14 protein-coding genes are annotated in these 20782 nt (G+C 69.3%); 2 read left to right on the plus strand and 12 right to left on the minus strand.

The features are described from left to right. Positions 1-56: 56 nt before the first annotated feature. The 7 genes from AB0I34_RS12960 to AB0I34_RS12990 form a co-directional block, all read right to left on the minus strand. On the minus strand, positions 57-5690 hold the full coding sequence (locus AB0I34_RS12960) for a tandem-95 repeat protein (RefSeq protein WP_360444143.1): 5634 nt from the start codon (positions 5688-5690) through the stop codon (positions 57-59). 264 nt (positions 5691-5954) lie between these two features. Next, positions 5955-8168, minus strand: a complete 2214-nt coding sequence (locus tag AB0I34_RS12965) for a hypothetical protein (RefSeq protein WP_360444146.1) — start codon at positions 8166-8168, stop codon at positions 5955-5957. Next, positions 8165-9130, minus strand: a complete 966-nt coding sequence (locus AB0I34_RS12970; protein WP_360444149.1) for a glycosyltransferase family 2 protein — start codon at positions 9128-9130, stop codon at positions 8165-8167. The genes AB0I34_RS12965 and AB0I34_RS12970 overlap by 4 nt, the downstream gene beginning before the upstream one ends. 56 nt (positions 9131-9186) lie before the next feature. After that, positions 9187-10737, minus strand: a complete 1551-nt coding sequence (locus tag AB0I34_RS12975) for a gamma-glutamyltransferase (protein ID WP_360444152.1) — start codon at positions 10735-10737, stop codon at positions 9187-9189. 4 nt (positions 10738-10741) lie between these two features. Continuing rightward, positions 10742-13282: a phenylalanine--tRNA ligase subunit beta gene (locus AB0I34_RS12980; protein WP_360444155.1), complete on the minus strand. Its 2541-nt coding sequence runs from the start codon at positions 13280-13282 to the stop codon at positions 10742-10744. Continuing rightward, entirely contained in the window at positions 13282-14391 is a 1110-nt protein-coding gene (gene pheS / locus AB0I34_RS12985; RefSeq protein WP_360444158.1) for a phenylalanine--tRNA ligase subunit alpha, read from the minus strand. Before pheS ends, AB0I34_RS12980 begins: the two co-directional genes overlap by 1 nt. 126 nt (positions 14392-14517) lie before the next feature. Beyond that, a complete protein-coding gene (locus AB0I34_RS12990; protein WP_360444161.1) occupies positions 14518-16041 on the minus strand; it encodes an MFS transporter in 1524 nt (507 codons plus the stop codon). 55 nt (positions 16042-16096) lie between these two features. Here AB0I34_RS12990 and AB0I34_RS12995 point away from each other — a divergent pair, with 55 nt between their 5' ends. Then, the gene (locus tag AB0I34_RS12995) at positions 16097-16798 is read left to right on the plus strand and encodes a TetR/AcrR family transcriptional regulator (RefSeq protein ID WP_360444164.1); all 702 of its coding nucleotides are present in this window, start codon (positions 16097-16099) and stop codon (positions 16796-16798) included. On the opposite strand, the gene AB0I34_RS13000 is transcribed toward AB0I34_RS12995, so the two are convergent. From AB0I34_RS13000 to infC, 4 genes are all read right to left on the minus strand, one after another. Beyond that, the gene (locus AB0I34_RS13000; protein WP_360444167.1) at positions 16788-17606 is read right to left on the minus strand and encodes an RNA methyltransferase; all 819 of its coding nucleotides are present in this window, start codon (positions 17604-17606) and stop codon (positions 16788-16790) included. The genes AB0I34_RS12995 and AB0I34_RS13000 overlap by 11 nt on opposite strands. 27 nt (positions 17607-17633) lie before the next feature. After that, positions 17634-18026 carry a 50S ribosomal protein L20 gene (gene rplT, locus AB0I34_RS13005; RefSeq protein WP_131367113.1) on the minus strand — a complete coding sequence of 131 codons (393 nt, stop codon included), beginning with the start codon at positions 18024-18026 and terminating at the stop codon, positions 17634-17636. Positions 18027-18105: 79 nt separating this feature from the next. Beyond that, positions 18106-18300, minus strand: a complete 195-nt coding sequence (gene rpmI, locus AB0I34_RS13010) for a 50S ribosomal protein L35 (RefSeq protein ID WP_131367115.1) — start codon at positions 18298-18300, stop codon at positions 18106-18108. 87 nt (positions 18301-18387) lie between these two features. Beyond that, positions 18388-19032 carry a translation initiation factor IF-3 gene (gene infC, locus AB0I34_RS13015; protein ID WP_360444170.1) on the minus strand — a complete coding sequence of 215 codons (645 nt, stop codon included), beginning with the start codon at positions 19030-19032 and terminating at the stop codon, positions 18388-18390. Between the two features lie 367 nt (positions 19033-19399). On the opposite strand from infC, the gene AB0I34_RS13020 reads away from it, so the two are divergent. Further along, positions 19400-19789 carry a DUF1844 domain-containing protein gene (locus AB0I34_RS13020; RefSeq protein ID WP_360444172.1) on the plus strand — a complete coding sequence of 130 codons (390 nt, stop codon included), beginning with the start codon at positions 19400-19402 and terminating at the stop codon, positions 19787-19789. Positions 19790-19932: 143 nt separating this feature from the next. Here AB0I34_RS13020 and AB0I34_RS13025 read toward each other — a convergent pair whose 3' ends face one another. Further along, positions 19933-20706 carry an LLM class F420-dependent oxidoreductase gene (locus AB0I34_RS13025; protein ID WP_360444175.1) on the minus strand — a complete coding sequence of 258 codons (774 nt, stop codon included), beginning with the start codon at positions 20704-20706 and terminating at the stop codon, positions 19933-19935. Positions 20707-20782 lie beyond the last annotated feature (76 nt).

Consider the following 20782-nt stretch of genomic DNA (forward strand, 5'->3'; position numbering starts at 1 on the left):
TCACGAATCGGCCGATGACTCAACCACAATCCACGACTCGGCGTACCCACCAAGCGCTAGCGGCGGGAGCGGACGAGGGCTAGGAGGGTGGCGCCTAGGGCGGTGAGGAGGGTGCCTAGGGTGACGAGGATGGCCGGCGGGCCGCCGGTGGCGGGGAGTTCGGTGTTGTCGAGGGGTTGAGGGTCGGCCGTGGGTGGCGCTCCGAGGGTGACCTTGACCGGGGCGGTAACTGCGGCACCGGTTGCGTCGGTGCGCTGGTACGACACCTTCGCGGTTCCGGTGAAGCCGGCCGCGGGCGTGAGGCTGATGGTGCCGTCCGGAGCGACGGTCCAGGTGCCGGAGGCGTCGGTGACGCGCTTCGTGCAGGTGGCCGAGCCGGTGCGCAGGCAGACCGTGCTGGGGTTGATCGCGCCGTCGTCGTTGAGCAGTGGGTTGACCGCGACCGGATTGCCCGGCGTACCGGTGGCCGTGTCCGTTGTTGCCTTCGCGAGGATCGGCGCTGCCACGGTGACGTCGACCAGTGCCGTGTTCGACGTACCGTTCGCGTCGGTGACCCGGTAGGCGAGGGATCGCGTCGTACCGATGAAGCCCTTGGCCGGGGTGAACGTGATCGTGCCGTCCGCGGCCACCACGAAACCACCCTCGGCCGGAACGGTCACCACCTTCTTGTCCCTTCCGTCCGCCGGATCACGCAGTACGACGGAGGCCGGGGCGAGCGGCGCGGACGGGTCACCGGGCTTGTCGTTGCCGAGCACCTGGATGACGACGGCCTGGCCGAAGCCGGTCCGGGCGCTGTCGTCGACGGTGACCGGACGCACCGGCACCACGGTCACCATGATCGTCGCGCGCGCCGAGTTCCGGTTGCTGTCCTTCACCTCGTACGCCGCCGGCCGCGCTGTCCCCGTGAACGTTGCCACCGGACTGAACGTCACCTTGCCCTCGGCAACTGACCACTCACCTTGCCCGGCGACCGTGACATCGTCGACCAACGCGCCGGCCGGACCGACCAACAACAAAGTCGCCGGGTCCAAGGTCGCATCCGGTCCCGGCTTGTCGTTCGCCAGCGGGTCGACCGTCACCGCCACATGTTGCTTGGTCCGCGCCGCATCAGCCGTCGCCACCGGCCGAGCCTGGACCGTGATCGTCAGGGCGGCCGCACTGATCGTGCCGTTGGTGTCGGCCACCTGATACCCGACCGGCGTCGTCGTACCGGCGAAGCCATCCATCGGCGCGAACCGGACCCCACCCGATGGCTGGAAAGTGAACAGACCTTGCCCCGGCACCTCCAGCGAGGTCACGGCATCGCCGGTCGCCGGATCGAGCAACCGCACGTCGGCGACCGCGAGCGGTGCCGAAGCGTCGCCTGGCTTGTCGTTGTCCAGCACCGCGACGGTCACGGCGGTCTCGTAGGGAGTCGACGCCTTGTCGTCCGCCGCGGCGGGCACCACCGGCGTCACCGTCACGGCGACGGTCGCGGTCGCGGAGTTCCGGCTCGTGTCAGCCACCCGATAGACGATCGAGACGACACCGCGGTACGCCGGCGCCGGATCAACCGTGAGCTTCCCGGTCACCGCATCCACCGCGAACGCGGCCTGTCCGGCGATCGTTGCCGTCCGCCCCCAGCGTCCCGTGCTCGCGTCGTACACCTGGACGGAGGTCTTCTCCAGCTGAGCAGCCGTACCCGGCTTGTCGTTGCTCAGCGGATCGAGCGTCACCTTCACGTTCTGCTTCGTGGCCGCTGTGTCCGCGACCGCCTCCGGCCCCTGGCCGACCGTGAGGAACAGCAGCCCCTCGGCGGTCGACCCGTTGTCGTCGGTGATCCGGTACGTCGCCGGAGTCGTCACGCCCTGGTAGTCCTTGACCGGAGTGAACGTGATCGACCCGTCGTCCGTCGTGGTGTAGCTGCCCTCGCCAGGCTGGGTGATGGTCTGGCGATACCCACCGGCCGGATCCTTCAGCACCAGGCTCGTCCGAACCAGCGGCGCGGACGGGTCGCCCGCCTTGTCGTTGGCCAGCACGTCGACCGTGATCGCGTGGTTGTACGGCGTGATGCCCGAATCGTCCACGGTGACAGGCCAGATCGGGGTGACTGTCATCGTCAGCGTCGCCGCGGAGAAGTTCCCGTTCGAGTCAGCGACCCGGTAGTTGATCGCCAGCGCCTTGCCGCGGAAGGCCGGCAGCGGGTCGAGCACCACAGCGCCACTCTGCTGCACGGTGTACGTGCCCTGATTGGCGACCGTGACCTTCTTGAGGTACCCCGCCGTCCGAGCAGCCGGGTCCAGCAGGCCGACCGACGCCGGATCGAGCTTGGCGTCAGTTCCCGGGCTGTCGTTGGACAGCAGGTTCACGGTCACAGTGACGTCCTGCAGCGTGGATGCGGTGTCGGCGACGGCGACCGGTGGCAGACCGACGGTGATCCACAGCTTCGCGGTCGTCGGCGTTCCGTTGCTATCGGCCACTTGATAGGTCAGCGGCGTGCCCGGTCCGCGGAACGTCGCGCCGGGATCGAAGGTCATCACTCCCCCGGCCGCCGTGTAGACACCCTCGTTCGGGATCGCGACCTTCGCCTTCAACGATCCATCCGCCGGATCGGTGAGCAGCAGAGTCGCCGGAACCAGCGGCGCGGTCGCGTCACCCGGGTTGTCGTTCGCCAGCACCTTGACCGTGACGGTCTTGTCGTACGGCGTTGTCGCCACATCGTCGGCCGCGATCGGAGTGACGGGAGTGATCGTCACCGTGATGGTCGACTTGGTGGCCTGACCGAACCAGTCCGTGACGCGGTAGGTCAGCGTGGTCGCCGTACCGGTGAAGCCTGGCAGCGGATCCACGGTGACGGTGCCGCCGGGATTGACCTCGTAGCTGGCCTGACCGGGGATCTTCACCAACTTCTTGAGGGAGCCGTCGGCCGGATCGAGAAGGGCCAGACTCAGCGGGTCGAGGCCGGTGCCCTGTCCGGCGGTGTCGTTCGCGAGCGGGACGACGTTCAGCCGGACGTTCTGCTTGCCGGTGGCGGTGTCGGGCTTCGCAGTCGGTGCGGCCGGCTTCGCGATCGTGACGGTGAGCGTCGCGGTGGCCAGCGTGCCGTTCACGTCCGAGACGCGGTACGTGATCGGCGCCGCGACCCCGGTGTACGTGGGCAAAGGGTCGACCTCGACCTTCCCGTCCGGCTCGACCGTGAACGTCGCCTCGCCGGCGACGACCACCGTGGTCTTCGGCTGATGGGTCTTCGGGTCGAGCAGCCGCACACTGCTCGGGACCAACGGGACCGCTGGGTTGCCCGCGGTGTCATTCGCCAGCACAGCGACCGAGGTAGTGGTGTCGTACGCCGTACTCGCGGTGTCGTCGGACGCATCGGGCTGGACCTTGGTCACCCGGACCGCGAGGGCCGCCGTTCCGAGCGCGCCGTTGCCATCAGCAACCTGGTACGTCACCGGCGTCGCCGCGCCGCTGAACGTCCGGACCGGCTCGAACAGGATCCGGCCGTCCGGTTTCGCGGTGTACTTGCCCTGGCCCGGGACGACGACCGACGTCGTCGGCTCGGAGCGCGTCGGCCCGATCAACCGCACGCTGCCCGGCACCAGCGCCGATCCGGTCGGGCCAGGCTTGTCGTTGTCCAGGACTGGGACGAGCACCGACGCGCCCTGCAGGATCGTGACCGCGTCCGAGTTCGCAACCGGCGGACCGGGTGCGTCGACCGAGACAGTCAGCGACGCCCGCGCCGCGGTCCCGTTCTTGTCCAGCACCTGGTACGTCAACGCCGTACCAACCCCGTGGAAGCCGCGCACCGGACGGAACGTGACCTTGCCGTCGGCCACCAAGTACGTCGCCTGCCGCGCGATGGTCACCTGGTCGACGAGCTTGTGGCTGACCGGGTCGACCAGTCGCAGGCTGGCGGGATCGAGCGGAGCATCCGGCGATCCGGGCAGATCGTTGTCCAGCACCGGTACGACGGCATCCGTGTCGAACGGCGTGGACACGGAGTCGCCATTGGCCGTGGGTTTCACCGGGGTGACCGTGACGACGAGGGTGGACTCGGCGGTCTGCTTGGTGGTGTCGGTGACGCGGTAGCCGATCGACGTACCGACACCGGTGAACTGCGGCTTCGGCACGAAGTCCACGGCGCCGCTGGGCTTGACGGCGTACTCACCCTCGCCGGGGATGACCACCGTCTTCTTGAACGTCGCGTCGGCCGGGTCACGGAGTACGACGGAGCCGGCGACCAGGGTGACGCCAGGGGCGGCGTGGTCGTTGGCGAGTGGCTTCAGCGCGATGCTGACGTTCTGCGGGGTGGTCGCGGTGTCGGGCGTGGCGACCGGACCGGCGGGCAGCGCGACGGTGACGGTCAGCGTCGCGGTCGCCGTACTGCCGTTGCTGTCGGCAACCCGGTAGGTGACCGGCTTGGCCTTGCCCACGAAGCCCGGGACCGGGTCGGCATCGATCGTGCCGTCGGACCTGGCGACGTACTTGGCCTGGCCGACGACGTTCACCATCTCGACGCACTTGTTGCCGTCGACGAGGCAGAGGGTGCCCGGTTTGAGCGGCGCATCGGGGTCGCCGGGCTTGTCGTTGCCGAGCACATCGACGATCCGTCCGGTGTTGAACTCGGTCGTCGCGGTGTCGTCGAGCAGGATCGGCGGAGGCGGTGGAGCGATGGTGATCGGGTGGTCCTCGACCTCACCGGCGTCGGCGGCACCGGTCGGTTTCTCCACCTGTGGGTCGTTGTAGCCGATGCGCACCCGCGCGTACGACGCTCCGGCCCTGGGACGGGCGAGCTTGGTCCAGTTGAGAGTGGCCGCGCTCTGACCGGAGGCGAAGGTGGTGCATGCGCGCTCGGCGGGTTGGAAGGCGCCGTTGCGGTCGAGGTCGATCCACGCGCAGACCCGGCCCGACTTGGATGCGCCGCTGAGGGCGACGGTCGCGGAGTAGGCGGTCGCGTTCGTGCGGAGCGGCTTGAGGGTGACGCCGTCGTCCGCCTGATCCGACGCCTGAGGACCGGTGGTGCCGTTGGCAACGGTCGCGTTGTCCTCGGTTGCGTCCTTGCCGAGGTGTACGTCGCTGAGCACCGACCAGGCAGCGCCGTACGACTCGGGGGCGTCGCCGAAGTCCTCGCCGATGGACGCGAGCACGGAGAACGCGTCGCCGGAGGCCGGGGTGTTGAACGCCGGGAGCTTCGGGTGCTTGGTGAAGATCGCGGTCACGTCGAAGCTGAGCTTGGTGGCGACGCCGTTGATCCGGACGGAACCGCAGGCGGCGCTTGCGGTGGCGTCGGGGCCGCCGGCGCCGGTCTTGGTGTTGCTGCAGTTCGGGCCGGCGTCATGGTTCGCGGCGGTGATCGTGTCGCTGGTGACGGCGAGATTGTTGCCCTGGCCGACCTTCGTGAGGCTGAGGCCGGCGGTGGTCAGCTTGAGCACCGAGTGCAGCTCGGATTGGGCGGTGGGATTGTCGCTGACGGTCTGCGTGACCGCGCCGCCGATCCCGGCCAGATGGAGCACCGGGTTGCGTACCGGCTGCGAGAACGCGATCGTCACCGTGCCGCGGTCACCACATCCTCCGGTGGACGCGCAGCTCCCGGTCCTCACCACGAGATCCTCAGCCGGCGTCGTGCGCGCTATCGGCGGCGCGTACGTGGTCGGCCCGGTCCCCCGCACGCCCGCCGTCGTCGCATCCACCAACTCCGTCTGCCCAGTCACGGTGATCGTCTGCTTGAGTCCCGACCCAGGCATCACCGCGGTCGCCGAGTCCCCCTGGACGAAAGGCGCCGAAGGCACCTCATAGGCGGTTGCGTCCACGCACGGCAGGGCGAGCAGGCCCAACACCAACAGAATGGATGCGCCCGGTCGCGTCGCCCGCATGTGCAGCCCTCCCGAGCAATCACGTTTCCGCATGCTTCGGCCACGGGGCGGGCGGGCCAGCGTAGAGACAACGGCCTACGCTGGCCCAATGTTACGGGCTAATCACTCTCCGAGGTCGTAGATCCGGACCTTGCCGATGCTGTGTCGCAGCGTGGCCAGCCGGTCGAGCTCGGTGGACACGGTCCCGTCGCGGGCGTCGGCGTACAGCCAGCGGACGTCGTACTCGTCGCGGAGCCGACGGAGGCGGTCCGGTGTCGGCGTGGCGAGAGCCTCGGTGGTGAGCGTGAATCGCTCGGGCCAGGGCGACGGCTCTTCGGTGTACCGGCGGCCGCCGACGCCCTGCTCGGCCATCGCCTGGTTCGTGTACGCCCAGCCCTCCATCAACGTCCGGCGACCAGCGATCCCACTGACCAGATAACCGCGGGCATCACACCCAGGCGTCTGCCGTCCGGCCGGACGACACCAGGTGTTCGTGGCAACGACATCGGTCGGCGCCGAGTGCTTCTCGAGCCACAACGCCGCCAACGCCTCGTCCCGATACACCCACCAGTGAGGGGCCCGGTGCGTCTGCGACTTCTCGGTGTCCCCATGCGCCGCGCTCTGCAGGAACGAACTGATCGGCGAGATCGCCAGCAACATCAGTACGACGAGCAGCCCACCACCCGCCTGCCGGAAGAACAGTCGCCACACCAGCAGCAACACGACCGTCAACGCCAGTACGACGAGCAGCACGCGCGTGCTCAGCCACAGTTGACGGCCCGGCGAAGCGGCCGGCACACCCCTCGCCCACACCAGCAGACCAGCACAGATCACCGACACGATGAACGCCGTGACTGCCACCGGGATCGGCCGCTCGGCCGCACGCACACTGACGGCAGCGAACCATCCCGCTGCCGCCAGGCTGAATGGCGCGGCGGTGTAGATGAAGTAGGACTCGCTCACGGACGGATGGTCGATCAGGAGGTACCCCGCCCAGCCGGCGATCATCACACCGAGCAGGAACCACGCGACCGGATCCCGGCGGCCCGCGACGCCGAAACCGGCCCACGCCATCGCCTGGAGCGTGAGCAGTACGGCGAGCAGCAGCGTCAAGGTCCCGATCACCGCGCCATGCGCCAGCCCCGGCAGGATCAGACCGCCCTCCCCCGGCGGTGTCGTATCACCGGTCGCGGCCGTATAGACGGGCAGCGATTTGAGGACCGCAAGGAACTGCAGCCTGGAACCTTTGGTGCTCCCGGCAACCGTCAGCAACGTCCCGGCACCGACCGCCACGAGCACGACACCGGCGACGATGATCCGCAGCGGCACCCGTCGGGTCGTCACGAACAGGAACACCGCGGCCAGCCCGACGCCCGCGACCAGCAGCGGCAACACCGTCGGCTTCGACCCACCGCCGACGATCGCGACCGCGATCACGACCGCCCACAACCAGCCCCCGGCGTTCCTGAACAACAGCTCGATCAGCAGCACCGCCGCGGTCACACAGGCGACCAGCCCGAACGTCTGCGAGGGACTCAGGAAGCTGACCGGCGGCGCCAGATTCACGCTCGTGTCGAAGAACAAGTACAACTGCGGCGCGGCCAGGGCGATGGCCGCGAGCAGGCCGGTCCACCAGGTGCGACTCACGGTCCGCGCCAGCGTCGCGCACACGAGCAGTACGACGACCAGCCACGGCAGCAGCCACAACCGGAACAGCACGATCATCGGCGTCAGCCGCGTGATGTCCACGGCCCCGGCCATGTCGGCGTCCGCGAACCAGTGGTACTCCAGCCGCTCCCCCACCACCTGCGGCAACTCCGGCGGGACAGACCGGGTCAACTCGTTCACCAGTGACAGGTGGTAGAGCAGGTCCGGGTAGTACGCCGACCCGTCCGGCGGCATCTGGTGGTACGCCAGCACGCCGACGGTGGTAGCTCCGACCATGACCGTCGCCGACACGGCCAGTGCCCAGGTCCACGCGACCGGCAGTGGTTTCGGGTCGGCGATACGCCAGCACTCGCGCAGGCGTCGTACCGAGGCGAAGGCGATCAGTACCAGTAAGGGCCAGATGATGAGCCAGCGCTGCCAGCCGAGTGCGGTGAACAGAGCCCAGCCGATCAGCTGCCAGGTCGCACCGACGACGGAGCCGAGGCCGAGGTCCTCCGCCCAGTTGCCCGTACTCCGCCAGGCCGCGCGCAGGAGGAGAGTGCCCGGGAGTGCGATCGCCAGCGCGAAGTAGACGGCGTACTTGACGATGGGGCCCGGTCCGACGTCGACCGAGAGCAACCCGATGACCGCGACCAGGAACGGCAGCAGCCAGGGAAGGGACCGCTTCATCGGTGGTGTACCGGTTCCTGATGTCCTTGGTCTTCGAGGCTGTCGTAGCCGACGAGGAACTGCGGCCGGCGCTGGCTGGACTGGAACAGACGGCCGACGTACTCGCCGAGCAGTCCGAGGCAGAGCAGCTGGATCGCGCCGATCACGCTCACCGCGAGCACGGTCGACGTCCACCCGGGGATGCCGCGGCCGGTGAGCTTGATGACGAGCGCGCCGAGGACGACCATCACCGAGAGCAGGCCACCGAGCAGCCCGAGCCAGGTCGCCAGCCGCAGCGGAGCCGCGGAGAACGCGGTCACGCTGTCGAACGCGAGCCGGAGCATCTTGGTCAGGTTGTACTTCGTCGTCCCGGCGGCCCGCTCAGCGCGGACATACCGCACCTCGGCGCTCGGGAAGCCGAGCCACGGGATGACGAGGCGGAACACGCGGCCGTCCTCGGGCAGCACGTTCACCGCGTCGACCACCCGCCGCGACACCAGCCGGAAGTCGGCCGCGTCGAACGGGGTGTCCTTGCCGATCAGCCGGCCCATCAGCCGGTAGTAGAGCCGCGCCGTCGTCCGCTTCGGCCACGAGTCACTCGACCGGTCCGAGCGAACGCCGTACACGACGTCGACGTCCTGCTCGCGCGCCGCGGCGAGGAACTCGGGGATCACCTCCGGCGGGTCCTGCAGGTCGGCGTCGATCGTGACGACGTACCGACCGCGGGCGCGCCGGAAGCCGGCCGATTGCGCGGCCTGATGACCGCTGTTGCGGAGCAGCCGTACGACGCGCAGCTGCGGCCAGTCCTTGGCTGCCTCGAGGAGGAGCGCGGCGGTCCGGTCCCGGCTGCCGTCGTCGACGACCAGCAGCTCGTAGCTGATCTCGAGTCCGTCCAGCAGCGGGTGCATCCGCTCGAAGAAGATCGGCAACACCTCTTCCTCGTCGTACATCGGTACGACGACGGAGAGCTCAGGGTCCCGCATGGTCTGCAGACCTTCCAGTTCGAACGGCCGAAGGGATGACCTTACTCATGACGCGATCAGGTCGGCGGGGAGATGGCGACCCCGCCGGTCCGCCGCGGATCGCCGACCGCGACCAGCCCGTCGACCGGATCCCAGAACGCGGCCGCGACGCCGCCGAAGTACATCGAGTGCGGCGGCATCGGCCGGGTCGGCAGCGAGGTCGTGCCGGACACCGGGAGGTCGTCCTCGTAGTCGACCACCACGTCCTGCCGGACCCGCACGTGCAGCCGCGGGTGCTCGACCGCGTCCGCCAGCGGCAGGCCGCCGTGCGTGTACAGGGCGTACACCTGGGCCAACGCGGTCGGGATTCGGTCCGATCCGGGTGAGCTGATCGCGAGCACTGCACCGTCGCTGTCGCGGCGGGCCACGCTCGGCGCCATGTTGGAGGTCAGCCGTGTCCCGGGCGCCAGGCTGTGCGGTCCGCCGTGCAGCAGCTCCTGCTCACCGAGCGCGTTGTTCAGCCAGATACCGGTGCCCGGTGTCAGTACGCCCGATCCGTAGCCGGACGAGACTGTGATTGCGCAGGCATCGCCTTCGTCGTCGACCACCGAGACGGTCGCCGTACTGGGTGAGCTCAGCGCACGCAGGTCACCAGCCGCAGCGAGGTCCAGAAGCTTCTTGCTCTCCAGCTGGCGCAGGTCTTCCCCGTCGAGCTCTGCGAGCCGTTGCCCGAGTACGGCGTGCTGCACCTCGACGAGCCGCTCGAGCTCGGACTGGTTCCAGCTGCCGTCCGCGGGTACGCCGTACAGCAGCGCGAGCATCGCGGCGACGGCGACTCCCCCGACGGCCGGCGGCGGGTTGGTCGCCAGGCGCCACCCGTTCTGCCGGACCATCAGCGCTGGACGTACGACGGCCTCGTATGCCGCGAGGTCCTCGGCGGTCAGGATGCCGTCGTTCTCGGCCATGTCGTGGATGAGCAGCTGGGCGAGCTGACCGGTGTACATGGTCTCGGCGCCGTCGCGGGCGATCAGTTCGAGCGCCTCGGCCAGCTCGGGGATCACCAACGTGGTGCCGGCCTTGATCACCGAACCGTCTTCCTCGTGCACGACCCGATGGCTCGGGTGGTGCCAGCCGAAGATGATCTCGTGGGTGAAGCCGAGGTAGTAGCCCGACGTCCGGCTCAGCGGGAACCCGTTGCGGGCGACATCGATCGCGGGCTGGACGACCTCACGCCAAGGCGCCTTGCCGGAGCGCCGGTGGGCCAGATCCAGTGCCTTCATCCCGCCGGGGGTCGCGACCGACCCGTGGCCGACGGTGGTCGTCGTACCGCCGCCGTAGTCGGTGGTGACGTCCCAGACGCCCTGGCCGAACCGCTCGGCGGGCAGCCCGCGGCCGGGCATCTCCACCCAGCCGTCGATGGTGACGGCATCGCCGCCGGCGACCTGCAGGGTGACGAAGCCGCCCGAGGCCGGCGAGACCACGCCGATCTCGTTCACCATCGTCACCAGGGTGGCCGCGATCGCGGCGTCCACCGCGTTGCCACCTTCGGCCGCGACCCGGACCCCCGCCTCGGCCGCCGCCAGGTTGGGCGCCGCGACCGCCACCCGCGCGTGCCCCCGCCCGGCCATCTGACTAGCCGACCCGCTGGACGGCGCCGAAGCGATCGACGGCGACCTGGACCGCGGCCTGCCGCGCGTCGGCCACCTCGTTCTCCTTCAGCGTCCGGTCCGCCGCCCGGAAGCGCAGCGCGAACGCGAGCGACTTCTTGCCCTCGCCGATCTGCTCGCCGGTGTACAGGTCGAACAGCCGGACCGACTCCAGCAACTCACCGGCGCCCTCGACCAGCGCCGCCTCGACCTCCGCCGCGGCCACGTCGGCCGGGACGATCAGCGCCACGTCCTCCTTGGCCACCGGGTACGACGAGAACGGATGCGCCGCGATCGACGACGGGCCGGCCGTGATCAGGGCCTCCAGGTCGAGCTCGACCGCACTCGACCGCGCGGGCAGCCCGAACGCCTGGCACACCTTCGGATGCAGCTCACCGGCATGACCGACGACCTTGCCGTCAACGGAGAACTCCGCGCACCGGCCCGGATGCCAGGGTGCCTGCTCGCCGTTGCGCACCTTCGGCTCGACACCGACGGCCGATGCGATGGTCCGGGCGAGCTGCACGGCGTCGGCCCAGCCGACCGGCTGACCCTTGCCCCACCAGCCCGTCGGCGTCCGCGAACCTGTCAGCACGACACCGACGTGCAGCGGCTGGTCCGGGAGCGCGTCGTTCAGGGTCTGGATCTCGGCGTCGCTCGGGCGATGCTCGACCGGCAGCAGCGGCGCCGGCTTCGACTCACCCTTCGGCAGGAACACCAGACCGGTCTGGAAGATGGCCAGATCGGTGGCGCCGCGGCCGACGTTGCGCTCGGCGGTCCGCAGCAGCGTCGCCAGCAGCATGGTCTGCATCGACGGCTCTTCGTCGGATATCGGGTTGACCAGCTTGACCGTCGTACGACGTGGGTCGTCGGCGGGCAGGCCCATTGCATCGAAGTCCGCCTCACCGGTGAACGGGTAGGACACGACCTCGGTCAGGCCGGCGCCAACCAGCGCCGTGGCGACCCGGCGGCGACGGCGCTGCGCCACGGTGAGGCCCTGGCCGCCCGGCGCGGGTGGCAGGATCGACGGGACGTTGTCGTAGCCGAACAGGCGGATGACTTCCTCTGCGAAGTCGTTCGGATCATGCAGATCCGGCCGCCACGACGGCGGCGTCACGCTCAACAAGTCGTCCCCGGCCTTCTCAATCGCCGGGGCGTGCACTCCCGCCGCAAGCGGAGCCGGCACGGCATCTGCAGGGGCTGGCTCGACAGTGCAGCCGACCGAGCGCAGGTGGCGCAGGGTTTCCTCGATGGTGATCGGGGCTCCGGCGACCCGGGCCGAGTGGTCGGCGCGGATGGTGGTGGGCTCCGGGAGTGCGTGCGTGTCGACGACGGTCTCGTCGGCCTCGATCGTGCCGCCGGCCAGGTCGGCGAGCAGGTCGGCGACGCGCTGGGCGGCGTACCGCGGCAGCAGCGGGTCGACCTCGCGCTCGAACCGCCGGGACGCCTCGGACGACAGCTTGTGCCGTCGCGACGCGCGGGCGATCACGATCGGGTGGAAGTGCGCGGCCTCGATCACCACGTCGGTGGTGGCGTCGGAGATCTCGGTGGACGCACCACCCATCACCCCGGCGACGCCGATCGGGCCGGAGTCGTCGGTGATCAGCAGGTCCTCGGCGTCCAGCTCGCGGGTCTGGTCGTCCAGCGTCATCAGCTTCTCGCCGGCGGTCGCCCGGCGTACGACGATCTCGCCGCTCAGCCGGGCCTTGTCGTAGCCGTGGATCGGCTGGCCGAGCTCGAGCATCACGTAGTTGGTGATGTCGACGCCGATCGAGATCGGCCGCATCCCGGACGCGAGCAGCCGCTTCTGCATCCAGCGCGGCGACAACGCCTTCGGGTCGATACCGGTCACCGTGCGAGTGACGAACACGCTGCACGCCTCGGCGTCGTCCACCCGCACCGGGTAACCGCCCTGACCCGAGCCGGTCAGCGTCAGACCGGCCGGATCCTTGAGCTCCACGCCGTACGCCGTGGCCGCCTCGCGCGCGACGCCACGGATGGACAGGCAGTAGCCCCGGTCCGGTGTGACCGCGATGTCGAGTACGTCGTCGCGCAGGGCCAGCAACTCGATCGCGTCGTCACCCGGCGCGGCCTCACCCGGCTCCAGGACCACGATGCCGTGCGTGCCGTCGTCACCGAGACCGAGCTCCGAGCTGGAGCAGATCATGCCGCTGGAGACATGGCCGTACGTCTTCCGCGCGGAGATCGCGAACCCGCCCGGCAGCACCGCACCCGGCAGTACGACGACCACCAGGTCGCCGACCTCGAAGTTGTTGGCACCGCAGACGACCCACTGCGGCTCGTCCTTGCCGATGTCGAGCGAGCACCAGCGGATCGTCTTGCCGTTCTTCTGCGGCTCGTCCTCGTACGTCAGCACCTTGCCGACCACCAGTGGTCCGGTCAGGTCCGACTCCTCGACGGTCTCGACCTCGAGGCCGGCCCGGATCAGCTTCTCCCCGACATCGCGGCCGGTGACCCCGGCCGGGAGGTCGACGTACTCACGAAGCCATGACAGTGGGACCCGCATCAGATCTCCATCCCGAACTGGCGGCTGAACCGCACGTCGCCCTCGACCATGTCCCGCATGTCCTCGACCCCGTTGCGGAACATCAGCGTCCGCTCCAGGCCCATCCCGAACGCGAAACCGGAGTACCGGTCGGTGTCGATGCCGCAGGCCTGCAGGACGCGCGGGTTCACCACGCCGCAACCGCCCCACTCGATCCAGCCCTCGCTGCCACAGGTGCGGCACGGGCGGTCCGGGTTGCCGACGGACGCGCCGCGGCAGACGAAGCACTTCAGGTCCACCTCGGCCGACGGCTCGGTGAACGGGAAGAAGTTCGGCCGCAGCCGGGCCTCCAGGCCCTCGCCGAACATCGAGACGACGAAGTGGTCGAGCGTTCCCTTCAGGTGCGCGAGCGTGATGCCCTCGTCCACCACCAGGCCTTCGACCTGGTGGAAGACCGGCGTGTGCGTCGCGTCCAGCTCGTCGGTGCGGAACACCCGGCCCGGGACGACCACGTAGATCGGCGGCTTGCGGGTCAGCATCGAGCGCGCCTGCACGGGCGAGGTGTGGGTCCGCAGCACCGTCCCTGAGCCGGCCGGCTCGACGAAGAAGGTGTCCTGCATCTGCCGGGCCGGGTGGTCCGGCTGGAAGTTCAGCGCGTCGAAGTTCAGCCACTCGGCCTCGACCTCGGGCCCTTCGGCGACGTCCCAGCCGAGCGAAGTGAACACGTCGGCGACCTGCTCCGAGATCAGCGACAACGGGTGCCGGGCGCCGAGCTCCGGGGTGTGCCAGGGCAGCGTCGCGTCGACCCGCTCGGTGGCGAGCATCCGCTCCTCGTGCTCGGCCTCCAGTACGGCGAGCCGGCCGGCGAAGGCCTCGTTGATCGCCTTCCGGGCCGCACCGATCCGCTGCCCGGCCTCCTTGCGGGCCTGCGGCGGCAGCGCGCCGATCTCCCGGTTGGCCAGCGCGATCGGCGACTTCTCTCCGAGATGCGTGCCCTTCGCGTCCTGCAGGGCGGCCAGATCGGCCGCCTCGGTAAAGGCCTTCAGCGCCTCGTCGCGGGTCCGCTCCACCTCTTCGGCGTGCAACGGCGTCACTTCGACCGGGTCGTAATCAGTGTTGGGACCGGACATGGCTCGCTCTCGATTCGGAACTTCTGCGGATTGCAGTCTAGGAACCTTGACCCGCCAAGCGTGAATCGGCTGTCCATCCAGCGGCGACCCGCCCCGGCGCTGGAGTGCCGGGGCGGGGTATCGGGATCAGGAAGGTGTGTCCGCGGTCGCGGCCGGCACCGGCTCCTCAGGCGCGTTGTCACTGCGGCGCTTGGGCAGGGCAAGCAACGCGACCACGGCACCGGCCAGAGCGCCGATCCAGCCGACCGTCATCGAGATCGACATGGCCCTGGTGAAGGCGGTGCGTGCGGCGTCCAGGAAGTCCGGGCCGAGCGCGATCGTGTCCGCGATCGACGTTCGGGCCTGCTCCGGGACCGAGTCCGGGAGGGACGACGAGTAGGCAGCCGCCAGGACACTGCCCAGTACGGCGACCGACAGCGCGGCACCGGTCTGCTGGACCGTGTCGTTCATGGCCGATCCGACGCCGCGGTGGTCCGCCGGGACCGCCGACATCAGCAGCGTGTACGCCGCGGGTCCGGCCAGACCACCGCCGACACCCATGACCAGCAGCCCGACGATCAGCAGGCCGTAACCGGTCGAGTCGGACACCTGGGTGAGGATGCCGAAGCTCCCGGCGATGACCGCCAGACCGATCACGATCAGCGTCCGGTCCGCCAGCTTCTTGCCCAGGGTCGCCCCGAGACCGTTGAACACCGTGGCCGCGACGGCGTACGGGATCAGCGCGAGGCCGGCCTTCAGTGGGGAGTAGCCGAGGACGAATTGCAGGTACTGCGTCAACGCGAGCAGCAATCCGCCGGCGGTGAAGGACAACAGCACGATCGAGAAGCTCGTGCCACTGAAGTTGCGGTCCCGGAAGAGCGCGAGCGGCACCATCGGGTGCTCACTTCGCTTCTCCCACAGCGCGAACCCGGCCAGACCGATCACACCGACCGCCAGACCGCCCAGCACCTTCGCCGAGCCGATCCCGTCGGCCGGGATCGAGATGATCGCCCAGACGATGGCGGCCATGCCGATGACCGACAGCACCGCACCGGCCGGGTCGACGTCCCGGGCCGGTCCGCGCGATTCGGGGATCAGAGCGATGGTGCCGATGATCGCCAGGATCGCGATCGGCACGTTCAGCAGGAAGATCGAGCCCCACCAGAAGTGGTTCAGCAGCACGCCGCCGACCGTCGGACCGGCGACCACACCGACCATCGCGACCATCGACCAGCCAGCCATCGCCTTGCGCTGCTCCTCCGGTGGGAACACCGTGAACAGCAGCGACAGCGTGCTCGGCATCAACAGTGCCCCGCCGACACCCATCAGCCCGCGGCAGGCGATCAGCTGCCACGGCGTCTCGGCCAGCGTGGCCAGGACCGACGCCGCGCCGAAGAGCGCGAGGCCGAGCAGCAGCATTTTCCGCCGGCCGAACCGGTCGGACAGGCTGCCCGCGGTCAGCAGCAGGCCGGCGAACGCCAGGATGTAGGCGTCGATCACCCATTGGATGTCGGCCGGTGTCGCCTCGAGATCCCGCATCAGCGAGGGGATCGCCAGGTTGAGCACGGTGTTGTCGACGACGAGCACCAGCAGGCACAAGCAGAGGATCATCAGGATCCACCAGCGTCGCGGATGACCGGTCGCGGTGGACTCGAACGGTGTACTAGTCACTCGCACACTGTACGACAAGCTCGTACGGTGTGCGAGTGCTGAGTAGGATGGCCACATGAAGGAGCCGATCTGGACCCGGGAACGCAAGGCACCGCCGCGCGAGACGCTCAGCCGGGAGCAGATCGTGAAGACCGCCATGGCGATCCTGGACTCCGAAGGCGTGACCGGGCTGAGCATGCGCAAGCTGGCCGCCAGGCTCGATGCCGGCGCGACCAGCCTCTACTGGCACGTGCCGACCAAGGACGACCTGGTCGACCTGCTCATCGACGAGGTGTGGGGCGAGATCGACGTCCCCGAGCCGGAGCTGGCCGGGTGGCGGAGCGGGGCGCTGCTGTTCGGGCACAGCCTGCGGTCCGCGGTACTGCGGCACCCGTGGCTGCCCGAGGTGATGTACACCCGGCCGAGCCTCGGCCCGAACGCGATGTCGCTCGGGTCCCGCGGCCTGGTGCTGTTCGAGGCGGGCGGCTTCGCCGACCACGACATCGACCTGGCGATGAGCAGCGTGATGTCGTACGTCCTCGGAACGGTCAACGCCGAGGTCGCCACCCGCGAGATGGTCCGCAAGTCCGGCAGATCCGAGGAGACCTGGGTCAGCGAGATGCTGGAACAGGCCCAGGCGGTGGCCAGTGAGTATCCGGAGATGCAGAAGTCGGTCCGCCGCCGGACCTCGCTCGGTCTCGACTCCAGCCTCACCGAGAACTTCGTTTTCGGCCTCGACGCTCTCCTCGACGGCCTCGCGACCCGCGTTACGAAGTAGCGGTACGCCGCTGGGCGCGGGCCGACGCGTAGAGGCAGACGGCCGCGGCGGTGGCGAGGTTTAGCGACTCGGCCCGGCCGTAGATCGGGACCTTCACCGAGCGGTCGACGATCGCGTCGAACCCGTCGGGCAGTCCGTGCGCCTCGTTGCCGAACAGCCAGACGGTGGGCTTGGCGAGCGTGCCGTCGTCGATACAGGTGTCCAGGTCGCTGGCGCCGTACCCGTCGGCTGCCAGCACCTGCAGGCCGTGATCGCGCCAGGTTTTGACGGCTTCGTGGATGTCGACGTCGGTCGTGATCGGCACGTGGAAGATGCTGCCGACGCTGGCCCGGACCGCCTTCGGGTTGTGCGGGTCGACGGACTCCGACGACAGTACGACGGCATCCGCACCGGCTGCGTCCGCCGTACGGATCAAGGTGCCGACGTTGCCGGGGTCACGGACCTGCACGCCGGCCGCGACCAGCTTCGTGGTGGGTCCCAGCTCCAACTGGACGTTCACCAGCGCGCAGACGGCGACCACGCCTTGCGAGGTGACCGTCTCGCTGAGGGCTTCGATGGCGGCCCGGTTGACCTCGAACCACGCGACGCCCGCGGCGCCGGCCAGGTCGCGCAGATCGCGATGCCGGGTGGCGACGTCCGGTTCGGCGTACACCTCGAGGACGAGTTCGCGGTGCTCGAGCGCCTCGCGGACTGCCTGCGGGCCCTCCACCAGGAACCGGCCGGACTTGCGCCGGAACGCACGTGTGGCGAGCCGCCGGGCCTGCTTGATCCGCACGGACTGTGCGGTCAGCAGACCAGGGCTCGCCACTCGAGTGCTACTTGAGAAGGTGGTGGATCAGGCCGCGGCGTCGCTCTTCGGCGCGTTCACGTCGGCCGGCAGGGCGGCCTTGGCCACCTGCACCAGCGCGGAGAACGCGGCCGGGTCGTTGACGGCCAGGTCGGCGAGGATCTTGCGGTCCACCTCGACCTCGGCCAGCCGCAGGCCCTGGATGAACCGGTTGTAGGTCAGGTCCTCGGCCCGGACCGCGGCGTTGATCCGCTGGATCCACAGCTTGCGGAAGTCGCCCTTGCGCGCCTTGCGGTCACGGTAGGCGTAGACGAGCGAGTGGGTGACCTGCTCCTTGGCCTTGCGGTACAGCCGCGAGCGCTGGCCGCGGTAACCGCTGGCCTGCTCGAGTACGACCCGGCGCTTCTTGTGGGCGTTGACTGCCCGCTTCACGCGTGCCATGAGGTGTTACTCCTTGTATTTCTGCGCCGGAGACGGACTGGGCCCACTCGGCGGGGATGTTCGGGGGGAAGGGCGGTGCTCAGATGCCGAGGAGCTTCTTGGCCTTCTTCGCGTACGACGGTGCGACCTCGACGGTGCCGCTCAGACGGCGCTTGCGCTTGGACGACTTCGCCTCGGCGAGGTGGCGGATACCGGTCTGCTCGCGGCGGATCTTGCCTGAGCCCGTGACCCGGACACGCTTCTTCATCCCCGAGTGGGTCTTCATCTTCGGCATGGCTGTTCTGCTCCTGATTTTCTTTCGTTGACTCGATCTTCGGTGGACGGTGCTCCGGCAGTCCCGACGGGCGGCCGGAGCGTCTCGTCACTCCGGGTCGAGGTTGTCTGCCGGACCCTTCGGCTTCTTCGTGGAACCGGCGGCGCGCTCGGCCTCGTGGGCCTGCACCTGCTCGGCACGCTCGGCGCGCTCCGCTTCGTGCTCGGCGTCACGCTCGGCCTGCTTCTTCGCCTTGTCGGCTTCCACGTCCACGCGCGCCTCGGACTTCTTCTTGTGCGGTCCGAGCACCATGATCATGTTCCGGCCGTCCTGGCGCGGCGAGGACTCGACGAAGCCGAGCTCGCTCACGTCCTCGGCCAGCCGCTGCAGCAGCCGGAAGCCGAGCTCGGGACGGGACTGCTCACGTCCGCGGAACATGATGGTGATCTTGACCTTGTCCCCGGCACGCAGGAACCGGACGACGTGACCCTTCTTGGTCTCGTAGTCGTGCGGGTCGATCTTCGGCCGCAGCTTCATCTCTTTGATGACCGTGTTGGTCTGGTTCCGGCGGGACTCGCGCGCCTTCTGCGCGGTCTCGTACTTGTACTTGCCGAAATCCATCAGCTTGCAGACCGGAGGCCGGGCGGTCGCAGCGACCTCGACCAGGTCGAGGTCTGCCTCCTGTGCCAGCCGAAGTGCGTCCTCGATCCGGACGATGCCTACCTGCTCACCGTTCGGTCCGACCAGTCGCACCTCGGGAACGCGGATGCGCTCGTTGACGCGCAGTTCAATGGTGATGGGTCCTCCTGGGTTGTGCTCGTTTGTGTGCCACCTCGTGATCGCGCCGGGAGCCCGGGAACGACAAAGGGCCCTCGTGCGATCACACGAAGGCCCAATTCCCAGATCGACGACGCCCCAACCCCTCCGGGTGGTACGCCGTACGATCGCTTCGATTCTCCGGATGTCCTCCAGAATCTCTCAGCGTGACCGGGACCCGCCGACTGTTCATCGACTGGGTGGGAGGTGGCCCTCCGCTTAGACTTGAACCTCTGGATCGCCCCGAGTATTCCGCTCAGGGGTCACCATCGGACCAGGTCGGTCGCCGTGTAAGAGTAGCAGGATGACCGACTCAGGTGCCACTTCGCAGTCCGGCCCCACGCCCGACCCCCTGTCGACGGTGTCGCGCGACATCGCCGACGTACCCAGCGTGGAGATCATCTCGACCGCTGCCCTCCACCTGATGAGCGCTGCCGCCGTCCACCTCGGCCTCGCCGAAGACCTCCCCGACCACAAGGACCTCGACGAGGCCCGTTCCCTCATCGACGCCCTGGCCGGCCTCCTCGACGCCTCGGCCCCCAGCCTCGGCCACCACCACGCTGCCCCCCTCCGCGACGGCCTCCGCTCCCTGCAACTCGCCTTCAAAGAAGCCAGCTCGATCCCGGACGCTGCCGGCCAAGGCCCCGGCGAGAAGTACACCGGCGAGGTCCGCCCCACCGCCGCCCGGCGCTGACCGCCGAGGCCCCGAACCCCAGGGCCATCACAATCCCGTCCGCAGCGACCACCCCCGCGGCACACCGCTCTGAACCGCGCATTGTGATGGCCCCCAGATCCGCGAGGCGGCATCCGCTCAGACACGCGTGCCGATGCGCGATGTCAGGCGTTCTGCTCGTCGCGCCAGGCGATCCAGCGGCGGATGGTGTCGAGGTCGTAGTCGGGCCCGCTGGTGGAGACCGTGAACAGGCTGACGCCGAGCTCACGCAGCGGCGGACCGACCTGCCACGGGTCGCCGCCGACATGGACGGACCGCTCGATCGTCGACGGGTCGCGGCCGATCTCGGCGCAGTACCGGTCGAGCAGACCGAGCTTTCGCACCAGGTCCTCGCCCTCGGCGAAGGTGTTCCAGATGTCGGCGTGCCGGGCCACGACGCGAAGCATCTTCTGCTCGCCACCACCGGCGATCAGGATCGGCATCCGGCCGATCGGCGGCGGGTTCAGCGTGGCGAGGCGCTTCTCGATCCGCGGCAGGGCCTCGGCGAGTCCGGCCACCCGGCGCCCTGGGGACGGGAACTCGTACCCGTACTCGAGGAACTCGCGTTCCTTGAAGCCGGCGCCGATCCCGACCACGACCCGCCCACCGCTGATGTGGTCGACGGTCCTGGCCATGTCCGCCAGCAGGTCGGGATTGCGGTAGGAGTTGCAGCTGACCAGAACCCCGAGGCCGATCCGGGAGGTCTGCTCGGCCCACGCGGCGAGAATCGTCCAGCCTTCGAAGTGCTTGCCCTCGGCCACCTTGCCCAGCGGGAAGAAGTGGTCCCAGGTGAACAGGATGTCCGCGCCCAGGTCCTCGACCTCGGCGGCGGCCCGGCGGATCGCGGCGTACTCCGCGCGCTGCGGCGCCACCTGCGCACCAATACGGACTGGTCTCATAGAAATACTCCCTCAGCTGCGGACGTCCCACCCAACCGTGCCGAACAAGTTCACCAGCCCGCTGGGGGCACCGGCG

The sequence above is a fragment of the Kribbella sp. NPDC050281 genome (assembly GCF_040655855.1).
Classification (GTDB): domain Bacteria; phylum Actinomycetota; class Actinomycetes; order Propionibacteriales; family Kribbellaceae; genus Kribbella.

What these genes read in the sequence shown, in the direction of transcription:
- rpmI (WP_131367115.1), bottom strand. Translation starts at nt 18,300, where the DNA reads ATGCCGAAGATGAAGACCCACTCGGGGATGAAGAAGCGTGTCCGGGTC.
- AB0I34_RS12975 (WP_360444152.1), bottom strand. Translation starts at nt 10,737, where the DNA reads ATGGCCGGGCGGGGGCACGCGCGGGTGGCGGTCGCGGCGCCCAACCTG.
- AB0I34_RS12970 (WP_360444149.1), bottom strand. Translation starts at nt 9,130, where the DNA reads ATGCGGGACCCTGAGCTCTCCGTCGTCGTACCGATGTACGACGAGGAA.
- rplT (WP_131367113.1), bottom strand. Translation starts at nt 18,026, where the DNA reads ATGGCACGCGTGAAGCGGGCAGTCAACGCCCACAAGAAGCGCCGGGTC.
- AB0I34_RS12980 (WP_360444155.1), bottom strand. Translation starts at nt 13,282, where the DNA reads ATGCGGGTCCCACTGTCATGGCTTCGTGAGTACGTCGACCTCCCGGCC.
- pheS (WP_360444158.1), bottom strand. Translation starts at nt 14,391, where the DNA reads ATGTCCGGTCCCAACACTGATTACGACCCGGTCGAAGTGACGCCGTTG.
- AB0I34_RS12965 (WP_360444146.1), bottom strand. Translation starts at nt 8,168, where the DNA reads ATGAAGCGGTCCCTTCCCTGGCTGCTGCCGTTCCTGGTCGCGGTCATC.
- AB0I34_RS12995 (WP_360444164.1), top strand. Translation starts at nt 16,097, where the DNA reads ATGAAGGAGCCGATCTGGACCCGGGAACGCAAGGCACCGCCGCGCGAG.
- AB0I34_RS13020 (WP_360444172.1), top strand. Translation starts at nt 19,400, where the DNA reads ATGACCGACTCAGGTGCCACTTCGCAGTCCGGCCCCACGCCCGACCCC.
- AB0I34_RS13025 (WP_360444175.1), bottom strand. Translation starts at nt 20,706, where the DNA reads ATGAGACCAGTCCGTATTGGTGCGCAGGTGGCGCCGCAGCGCGCGGAG.